Source organism: Xanthomarina sp. F2636L (assembly GCF_026410195.1).
GTDB lineage: Bacteria > Bacteroidota > Bacteroidia > Flavobacteriales > Flavobacteriaceae > Xanthomarina.
On the sequence record NZ_JAPMLM010000069.1, the window covers coordinates 297,057 to 307,249 of the forward strand.

The following is a 10,193-nucleotide window of genomic DNA, read 5'->3' on the forward strand; positions in this document are numbered from 1 at the left end:
TCATCAGGAGATTTATAATATCAAAGCCTTTCTCATTTATGAGAAAGGCTTTTTCATTATATTTGTTTTTGTTGAAATTATTTTTCAACTTTTACTAATAAGTATAAAAAAATTCTCACTGCCGTGGGAAATACACATGAACGAAAACTTGGATCCTACAGGAGATAATTTTACACCAGAAGAACTGGATGTAGAAAAAAAATTAAGACCTCTATCATTTGATGATTTTACTGGTCAGGATCAAGTATTGGAAAATCTGCAAATATTTGTTCAAGCAGCAAATTTAAGAGATGAAGCTTTAGATCACACCTTATTTCATGGTCCTCCAGGATTGGGTAAAACAACTTTAGCTCATATTTTAGCAAGTGAATTAAATGTGGGTATTAAAGTAACATCAGGACCCGTTTTAGATAAACCAGGAGATCTAGCTGGATTACTTACAAACCTAGACGATCGTGATGTTTTGTTTATTGATGAAATTCATAGATTAAGTCCTATTGTAGAAGAGTATCTATATTCAGCAATGGAAGATTATAAAATAGATATTATGATTGAGTCTGGACCAAACGCTAGAACAGTACAACTTAATTTAAATCCATTTACATTAATTGGTGCAACAACTCGCTCAGGCTTACTTACTGCTCCAATGAGAGCCCGTTTTGGAATTCAAAGTAGATTACAATATTATAACACCAAACTACTTACTACCATTGTACAACGGAGTGCATCCATTTTACAAGCTCCTATTTCAATGGAAGCAGCAATAGAAATTGCTGGTAGAAGTAGAGGGACACCTCGTATTGCCAACGCCTTGTTGCGTCGTGTTCGGGACTTTGCACAGATCAAAGGGAATGGTAGTATCGATATAGAAATTGCAAGATTTTCATTAGAAGCCTTGCATGTAGATGCCCATGGATTGGATGAAATGGATAATAAAATTCTAACAACTCTAATTGATAAATTTAAAGGAGGTCCTGTTGGAATTACTACAATAGCTACGGCTGTAAGTGAAAGTGCGGAGACAATTGAAGAAGTATATGAGCCGTTTTTAATCCAACAAGGGTTTATTATGCGTACGCCTAGAGGAAGAGAAGTAACGGAGTTGGCATATAAACACTTGGGGAGAACAAAAGGACCTACTCAAGGTGGTTTGTTTTAGTCCGTCGTGCTTATAAGTTTTAAAAACCAAATCAATACTAATTCAAAACAATTTTTAGTTTCTTCCAATTAGTTTTGTAAATAATATTGATTTGAAACTGATATCTAAATTTTGAAACCTAAAAATAATATACCTACCGTTCCAATAAGTGGTTTTTTAACTAATGCTCTGGGAATTCTTAAAAATCCATTGCCTTTTCATCATAAGAATTTTGAAGCGCAAGGTGATGTTTTTAGGTTAAAAATAGGTCTTTCAAATAGTGTTGTTTTTGTGCGCGATGCTGCTTTTGCTGAATATGTACTTCAAAAAAACCAGAAAAACTATACAAAGTCTAAAATCCAAACGGAAGATTTAGTAAAATATATTGGTAAAGGTTTATTAACCTCGGAAGGTGAACTCTGGAAAAAACAACGGAAACTTATTCAACCGGCTTTTCATAAAAAGCAGTTAGAGAATCTTTTAGAGAGCATTAAAAATGCTATTCTAACTGAATATAAAAAAATTAGGACGAATACATCCATCAATGTTTTTCCAATTTTAAATGATCTTGCATTTCAAACGGTTGTAAAGTCTTTGTTTAGCAGTGCTGCAAGCCAAGAAGATATTAACCGACTTCAATTTATCACCGAAGCTGCTCAAAGAATGTTAGTTAAAGAATTGCGACAACCTTATTTAGGTTGGTGGTTTAGATGGAGCGGAGAAATTAAAAAACATCTTGATTTAACACAAGAAGCACGACAAATTTTAAAACGAATTGTTAACGAACGTCGTCTGTCTCAGATTAAAGAAAACGATCTGTTAGATATGTTGTTAGATGCAAAATATGATGATGGCTCATCCATGGAAGAAGAACAACTTATTGATGAAATCTTAATTTTATTTACAGCAGGTCACGAAACCACTTCCAATGCCTTAACATTTATTACACAATTGCTGGCACTACACCCAGAATGGCAAGAAAAAATTTATAACGAACGTCTTGAGATAACAGAACAAAGTACAGATTTAATGGACATGGTTTCAAAATCAAAAGTTTGCCAACAGGTTATAGAAGAAGCCATGCGTTTATATCCTCCAGTTTATTTTATAGATCGGGTTAATATAGAACCTGATCATTTTAAAGGCTTGGATTTTGAAGCGAAATCTAATTTGTTGTTTTCGGTTTACGAAATCCATCGCCATCCAAAATTATGGGAGCAACCAACTCAATTTCTACCCGAACGTTTTCAAGATGGTAGTCGGAAATTCTCATCACAATATTTTCCATTTGGTGCAGGACCTCGTAAATGTATCGGGAATAATTTTGCCATGTTTGAAATGATAATTGCAGTTTCCGAATTAATTTCAGTCTATAAAATAAACCCTAATTTTGAAACCATAGATGTTACCCCACTAATTACCTTAAAACCCAAAAATGCATTTTTGACCTTTGAAAAAAGAATTTAATGTCTACTAATAAATCCACATATAGTAACTTAATTAAGACCGAAGCCAAACGCCTCGGTTTTATGTCTTGTGGCATAAGTAAAGCAGAGTTTTTGGAAGAAGAAGCACCAAGATTAGAAAACTGGTTAAATAAAAACATGAATGGTTCCATGCAATACATGGAAAATCATTTTGATAAACGTTTAGATCCAACCAAATTAGTGGAAGGTTCTAAAAGTGTTGTTTCCTTATTGCTAAATTATTATCCAGAGAAAACACAAGATGGTGATACTTATAAACTCTCTAAATATGCTTATGGTACGGACTATCATTTTATAATAAAAGATAAATTAAAATCTCTTTTACATTTTATTCAAGATGAAATTGGCGAGGTAGAAGGTCGGGCATTTGTAGATTCGGCTCCAGTTCTGGATAAAGCCTGGGCAGCAAAATCTGGATTAGGTTGGGTTGGAAAGCATACCTTATTATTAACGCCACAAGTAGGCTCTTTTTATTTTATTGCTGAGTTGGTTATTGACTTAGATTTGGAATACGACACGATAACTACAGACCATTGTGGCACTTGCACCAAATGTATCGATGCCTGTCCCACACAAGCCATTACAGAACCTTATGTAGTAGATGGGAGTAAATGTATTTCATACTTTACAATTGAACTAAAAGAGAATATTCCAACCGATTTTAAAGGACAATTTGAGGATTGGATGTTTGGTTGCGATATTTGTCAAGATGTGTGTCCGTGGAATAGATTTTCAAAACCGCACAATGAACCATTATTTAACCCACATCCAGAATTACTATCAATGAGTAAAAAAGATTGGGAAGAAATAACCGAAGAGACCTTTAGAAAGGTTTTTCAAAAATCGGCAGTAAAACGTACTAAGTTTTCAGGTTTAAAAAGGAATATTCGTTTTTTAAAAGATGATTAATATTTAAAAAGCCCTTTTGAAAAACGTTCAAAAGAGCTTTAGCTATCAATCAATCAATCTAATTATTACTTTTTAAGTATTTTTATTACTTGACTTTTGTTTTGTGAAGTTTTTACATTTACTAAATATATTCCCGAATTCCAGTTGTTAGAATTTATAGTAAGAGCCTGTGAGTTATTGTTTCTTATTTTACTTACTAGTTGGCCTAAAGAGTTGTAAATAGTAACTTCTTTAATGATGGAATTGCTTCTAAGTTCAAGTATATTGTTAATTGGGTTTATAAAATGGATTTCGTCCATTAACTCAACATCATTTACAGATAATGCATTATCTGTAAAATTTTGTGCATATACTTTTTCTCCATCACCTTTATCTTCAATAAATACTGCTACCATTTCAGAATTAGAGATTTTATTAAAGTTTATAAAACTCTTAAAAGTATCAAAAGTAGCAATCTGTTTGGACTCGTCTTCCCAAACAAAATCACCATTAGAGTCTAATAAATTAACATGCAAATGGTTGTTTTGAAGAGTTAAAAAAATAGGTTGCTCATTAATTATTACAAGATCTCTCGTTGGACTTTTGCCAGCTCCAATACTATAAACTTCTTTAGCATTCTCAGTGAATAGTCTCATTCCGGAATCTTTATCAAGTTTTTGAAGATACACCCCTGTTAATGTTTGTGTACTTTCAGTATATCTACATAATGCATAAATATGTTGTGAACCTGGTGTCATTGCAATTTGTATTTCTTGCTCGTAATTGGTTTGATCAATGTCAAAATCTACACCTGTATCTCCCCAAGGCAAACTTCCATCTGGGTTTATGCGTTGAACATAAGCATCAAAACGATTGTCATGAGCTAATTTATAAGAGTAATAAATAACATCATTATCTTGTAGCCCACTATAAGGAACGTTATAAACAGTATTATTTCCTGCAGTAAACAATTCGGTTGGATTGGCCCATACGGCTTGTCCATCTGTGTCGAATCTTTGTGCAATTAATTTTGAGGTTATACCTGATAGAAGTTGGTGATAGATAGACGTAAAGCTACCATCAGATAACTCGTACATATTAGCAGAAACTGCTCCTGAGCCTAAATTTATAGGGTTGGCCCAGATGGCATTTCCATCACTACTATATTTTTGGATTGATCCAGAAAAAGAACCAGATAGCCAACTAATTAAAACATCACCAGAACTTAAAGGCAAGATTCTAACTAAATAACCACTTCCTAAGCTAATACCACTATCAGTCCATTGGTTATTACCTTCGCTGTCTAACTTAAAAGCAAAACCAACATTACCATCAGTTCCAGTAGCCCCAACATACATATTGTCATTACTATCTAAAGTAAAAGACCATTGCGATGTAAATGAATTCATAGGTATATTATTGCTAATTAACTTCCCATTTTCACCAAATAACTTATTACCTGAAGCGTCAAGTTTTTGAACGTAAAGTTTAAGGTCCCAATTTTCTGGATGTAAAAGGTTTTTCCAGTAAACAATAACTGTCTCGCCTTGGGAGTTTACCATAGATTTTGTATCTATTGAAACAGTTGGATCTACTAATGTGTTTATAGCTGTATCTGAATTCCATTGTCCTTTTACAAGAATGGATGTAAGTAGGCAAACTATTAAAAGAGTAATTTTTTTCATAATTATTATTGTTTATTAGTATTCTTATTCATTTTATCTATTATTTTTTTTAAGGCTTCTTTTTTTACCTTGGAATCTTCTAAGAGCTGTTCTAAGCTTTTAGATTCATTTTTTTTTGATTTTTGTGAAGACATAACTTCTCTTAATTAGCTGGTGTAAATCTAATATTAGACTGAAATATTTAAAAATTTTGGGCTATTGTTAAAACACTCAATCTTATAAAATCACCACATAAAACACACTCATAAAAACTTAACATTCTAAAAAACAGTTAGTTAATAAATTTTGTAAATGAGGATTAATTAACGGAAAGAGAGTTTAAATACGTAGACAGATTAATTTTTTCGTTGGTAAGATCTAATTTTTTACGTAATCTGGTTCGTGCGTTTTCTACAGATTTGAAAGATTGTCCTGTAATCTGTGAGATTTCTTTAGATGTTAAATCAAGAAAAAGTAAGGCGCAAAGTCTTCGGGCCTTAGGAGTTAATTTAGGATGATTTTTAGTGAGATTTTTATAAAAAGATTTATGCACCTGTTCAAAACTTACTTCAAATTCCTCCCAAATATTGGTGTTTAAGTCACGTTGCAACCGTTTTAATATAAAATCAATGGCTTGTTGTGTTTCTTTTTTTACAGCTTTTAGTTTAATATGTTTTAAATCTTTTAAAATACCATTGATAATATCGGTTCTATGCATTTCTGTCATAGCTTTCCCAATAAGTACTTTGTTTTTTGCATCTAAACTATGTCTTAATTCTTGCTGTTTAGTTTTTAGTAACTCTCTTTCTAGCTTGTTTTTAGTCATTCTATTTCTGTATTTAATAACTAATATTAACAATGCTAGAATGCCAATGACTAAACTTAAACCTATTAAGAAGTACTTAAACTGCTGTTTTTCTTCTTGTAGTTCGCGTATTTGCAATCTGGTTTTATATTCTTGTTGAAGTTTTAACCGTTCTATATTTACGGCTTTGTCTTCAATATTAAGACTATCTCTTAAGGTGTTAAATTTTTTATAATAAACTACTGCATTTTTAAAATCTTCTTTGTTTGAATATGCAGTAAAGAGTGTTTTAAAAGCATCTAAATTGGCAAAGTTATAAGCATTATCTTCATGTATTATAAGAGTTTTATTCGCATAATTAATAGCAGAATCGTTTTCGTTTATATTTAAATAGTGTTCAGAAATTGATTGATAAACAAAAGACTTTACATTATTTTTATTAGAGTTCTTTATTGTTGAAAGTGCTTTTTCAAAATAACTTTTGGCTTTAACGCTATCTTTTTTTAAATCGTAAATGCGACCTAAATTTGTAAATAAATATGCGTTTAAGGGCGTGTTGTTTAGTTTTTTAGAAATTTTAAGAGACTTGTTGTAGTAGTGTAAAGAGGAATCTAGGTTTTCTTCTAAATATATAGTACCTATATTATTTAATATTTGAGCAATACGTAGAGAATCATTTTTTTTCGATTGAAAGAGATATACTTCATGGAAATGTTTAAGAGCCTCTTCTTTATTATTCATTTTGGCATATACAATGGCTAAATTGTTTTCTATTTTAGAAGCTTCATCAATATTGTTGTCCTTACGATATATGTTATATGCTTTTTGATAATAATCTAAAGTAACATCAAGTACATCTTTAAAACTATACATATTAGCAGCAGTCACATATATAGGAGCTAAATGTATATCTGGATTATCAGTTTTCTTTGCTTCACTTTCAGATAATTCCAAATAAGTTATGGCACGATCCCAATCCTCATCTTTAAGTAGTAATGCAATTTCTTGGGTAAGCTTTAATTTTTCTTGAGGACTCTCTACAAGGTTTAAGCTGTCAATTAACACATGTATAGGTTCTTGTGCATAGTTGAAGATTGAAGAAAAAAGGAGAAGAAAGCCTAATCGATACTGCATATGGTTGTTCTAATATAAGTAAATATAGAAAATATTGACGTAATACATGAAGACTTCTTTTATTCAACTCTTAAAATATTAGAGTTTAAATTTTAGTATTATTACATTTGTATTTAAGAATGTTAGTTATATGAGCAAACAAAGTAAACGTCGAGAAGCCCTAGTATATCATGCAAAGCCAAGCCCTGGAAAGATTCAGGTGGTGCCAACAAAAAAATATGCCTCCCAAAGAGATTTATCTTTAGCCTATTCTCCAGGCGTTGCAGAACCCTGTTTAGAGATAGCAAAAGATGTTAATAACGTCTATAAATACACTGCAAAAGGAAATTTAGTAGCTGTTATTTCTAATGGAACAGCCGTTTTAGGACTAGGAAATATTGGCCCAGAAGCCTCTAAACCTGTTATGGAAGGGAAGGGTTTACTCTTTAAAATTTTTGCAGACATCGATGTATTCGATATCGAAGTAAATACTGAAAATATTGAAGAGTTTATACAAACAGTAAAAATGATTGCTCCAACTTTTGGTGGAATCAACTTAGAAGATATAAAAGCTCCTGAAGCTTTTGAAATAGAAAGACGTTTAAAAGAAGAGTTGGATATTCCAGTGATGCACGACGACCAACATGGAACTGCCATTATTTCGGCTGCAGCTCTATTAAACGCATTAGAACTTTCCAATAAAAAAATAGATCAAGTACAAATTGTTATTAGTGGAGCAGGTGCAGCAGCTATATCTTGCACTAGGCTTTATCAAGCCTTTGGAGCTAAAAGTGAAAACATAGTAATGTTGGATAGCAAAGGTGTTATTAGACAAGATAGAAACGATTTAACTTCAGAAAAAGCTGAATTTGCTTCGCATAGAAATATAGATACCTTAGAAGAAGCTATGGAAAACGCCGATGTGTTTATTGGCCTTTCTAAAGCAGACATTGTAACACCAAATATGTTATTGTCGATGAAGGAAAATCCAATTGTTTTTGCAATGGCTAATCCTGACCCTGAAATAGATTACCAGTTAGCAGTCGATACTCGTAAAGACATTATTATGGCTACTGGTAGATCAGACCATCCTAATCAAGTAAACAATGTTCTTGGTTTTCCATTTATTTTTAGAGGCGCTCTAGATGTTCGAGCTACTAAAATAAACGAAGCTATGAAAATGGCGGCTGTAAAAGCGCTAGCAAACCTAGCCAAAGAACCTGTTCCAGAACAAGTAAATGTTGCTTATGGAGAAACACGATTAACTTTTGGAAAAGAGTATATAATCCCTAAACCATTCGATCCAAGATTAATTGCCGAAGTGCCTCCAGCCGTTGCAAAAGCAGCTATGGAAAGCGGGGTTGCAAAAGAGCCAATTGAGAACTGGGAAAAATATAAAGACGAACTTTTAGAGCGTTTAGGTTCAGATAATAAAATTGTTAGACTGCTACTTAATAGAGCTAAAATTAATCCTAAAAGAGTTGTTTTTTCTGAAGCAGACCAATTAGATGTGTTAAAAGCTGCTCAAATTGTACATGATGAAGGGATAGCTATTCCAATACTTTTAGGAAGAAGAGACGCTATTGAAAAATTAAAAGAAGAAATAGAATTTGATGCTGATGTGGAAATTATCGATCCAAAATCAGATGAAGAAGAAGCGCGAAAAGATAAGTACGCAAAAGCCTATTGGGAGCAACGCAAGAGAAGAGGGGAAACTCTATATTCTGCACAGAAAATAATGAGGGAACGAAATTATTTTGCTGCTATGATGGTGAATGAAGGAGATGCAGATGCCATGATTTCTGGCTATTCTAGATCCTATCCTTCTGTTGTAAAGCCTGTATTAGAACTTATAGGTTTAGCACCAGATTCTACCAGAATTGCTACTACAAACGTTATGATGACTAAACGTGGACCAATGTTTTTAAGTGATACGGCTATTAATATAAATCCCTCTGCTGAAGACTTAACTAAAATTGCTCAAATGACGGCTGGAGTGGTTAAAATGTTTGGTGTAGAACCTGTTATGGCAATGATTTCTTACTCTAATTTTGGGTCATCAAAAAACCAAACAGCTACGAAAGTTCGTGAAGCAGTTAGTTATTTGCATAAAAGACATCCTAATTTAGCAGTTGATGGTGAGCTACAATCAGATTTCGCATTAAATAGAGAAATGTTACAAGAGATATTTCCGTTTTCTAAACTAGCAGGAAAAAAGGTAAATACCTTAATTTTTCCAAATCTTGAATCGGCTAATATTACTTATAAACTATTAAAAGAACTCAATAATTCAGATTCTATTGGGCCTATTATGATGGGCTTGCGAAAACCTGTTCATATCCTTCAATTGGGTGCTAGTGTAGATGAAATTGTAAACATGACAGCCATTGCTGTAATTGATGCGCAACAAAAAGAAAGAAAAGAACTTGAAATTAAAGCAGCATTAGAAAAATAAACGGCTTTAAAATGCGAATTATTTTATTACATTTGAGAGTTTATTAAAGTTTTGTTAATGATTACACATATTCAAGGGAAACTTGTTGAGAAAAATCCAACCGATGTTGTTATAGATTGTAATGGTGTAGGCTATTTATTAAATATTTCTTTACATACGTTTTCACAGATTCCTAATCAAGAAAATTTAAAATTATTTACGCACCTTCAGGTTAAAGAAGACTCACATACCTTGTTTGGGTTTTCATCATTGGCCGAAAGAGAAATTTTTAGATTATTAATTTCTGTTAGTGGCGTAGGAGCAAGTACGGCTAGAACCATGTTATCTTCTTTAACTCCAAAACAAGTTAGAGAAGGAATAGCTGTTGGAGATGTGGCTTTAATTCAATCTATAAAAGGAATTGGTGCAAAAACAGCTCAACGAGTAATTTTGGATTTAAAAGATAAAATTTTGAAAGTTTATGATATTGACGAACTTTCAACCCAACAAAACAATACAAATAAGGATGAAGCGTTATCTGCTTTAGAAGTTCTAGGTTTCAATAAAAAACAATCCGAGCGCGTAGTAGATAAAATTATGTCAAATCAACCTGATGCAAGTGTCGAAGTAATTATAAAACAGGCTTTAAAAAATTTATAAAAGA

At 32.4% G+C, this 10,193-nt stretch carries 7 protein-coding genes; 5 read left to right on the top strand and 2 right to left on the bottom strand.

What is annotated here, in order from left to right; translation table 11 throughout:
* Window positions 1-136: 136 nt before the first annotated feature.
* From ruvB to queG, 3 genes are all read left to right on the top strand, one after another.
* Window positions 137-1,159: a Holliday junction branch migration DNA helicase RuvB gene (gene ruvB, locus OS191_RS12470; RefSeq protein WP_267156043.1), complete on the top strand. Its 1,023-nt coding sequence runs from the start codon at window positions 137-139 to the stop codon at window positions 1,157-1,159.
* A 111-nt stretch (window positions 1,160-1,270) separates the two neighbouring features.
* Window positions 1,271-2,605: a cytochrome P450 gene (locus OS191_RS12475; protein WP_267156044.1), complete on the top strand. Its 1,335-nt coding sequence runs from the start codon at window positions 1,271-1,273 to the stop codon at window positions 2,603-2,605.
* On the top strand, window positions 2,605-3,534 hold the full coding sequence (gene queG / locus OS191_RS12480; protein ID WP_267156045.1) for a tRNA epoxyqueuosine(34) reductase QueG: 930 nt from the start codon (window positions 2,605-2,607) through the stop codon (window positions 3,532-3,534). The genes OS191_RS12475 and queG overlap by 1 nt, the downstream gene beginning before the upstream one ends.
* A gap of 65 nt (window positions 3,535-3,599) precedes the next feature.
* On the opposite strand, the gene OS191_RS12485 is transcribed toward queG, so the two are convergent.
* Window positions 3,600-5,198: a T9SS type A sorting domain-containing protein gene (locus OS191_RS12485; RefSeq protein ID WP_267156046.1), complete on the bottom strand. Its 1,599-nt coding sequence runs from the start codon at window positions 5,196-5,198 to the stop codon at window positions 3,600-3,602.
* Between the two features lie 298 nt (window positions 5,199-5,496).
* Complete coding sequence (locus tag OS191_RS12490) at window positions 5,497-7,116, bottom strand: tetratricopeptide repeat protein (protein ID WP_267156047.1); 1,620 nt, start codon at window positions 7,114-7,116, stop codon at window positions 5,497-5,499.
* Window positions 7,117-7,246: 130 nt separating this feature from the next.
* On the opposite strand from OS191_RS12490, the gene OS191_RS12495 reads away from it, so the two are divergent.
* Both OS191_RS12495 and ruvA read left to right on the top strand, forming a co-directional pair.
* Entirely contained in the window at window positions 7,247-9,550 is a 2,304-nt protein-coding gene (locus OS191_RS12495; RefSeq protein ID WP_267156048.1) for an NADP-dependent malic enzyme, read from the top strand.
* 57 nt (window positions 9,551-9,607) lie between these two features.
* Window positions 9,608-10,189 carry a Holliday junction branch migration protein RuvA gene (gene ruvA, locus OS191_RS12500; RefSeq protein ID WP_267156049.1) on the top strand — a complete coding sequence of 194 codons (582 nt, stop codon included), beginning with the start codon at window positions 9,608-9,610 and terminating at the stop codon, window positions 10,187-10,189.
* Window positions 10,190-10,193 lie beyond the last annotated feature (4 nt).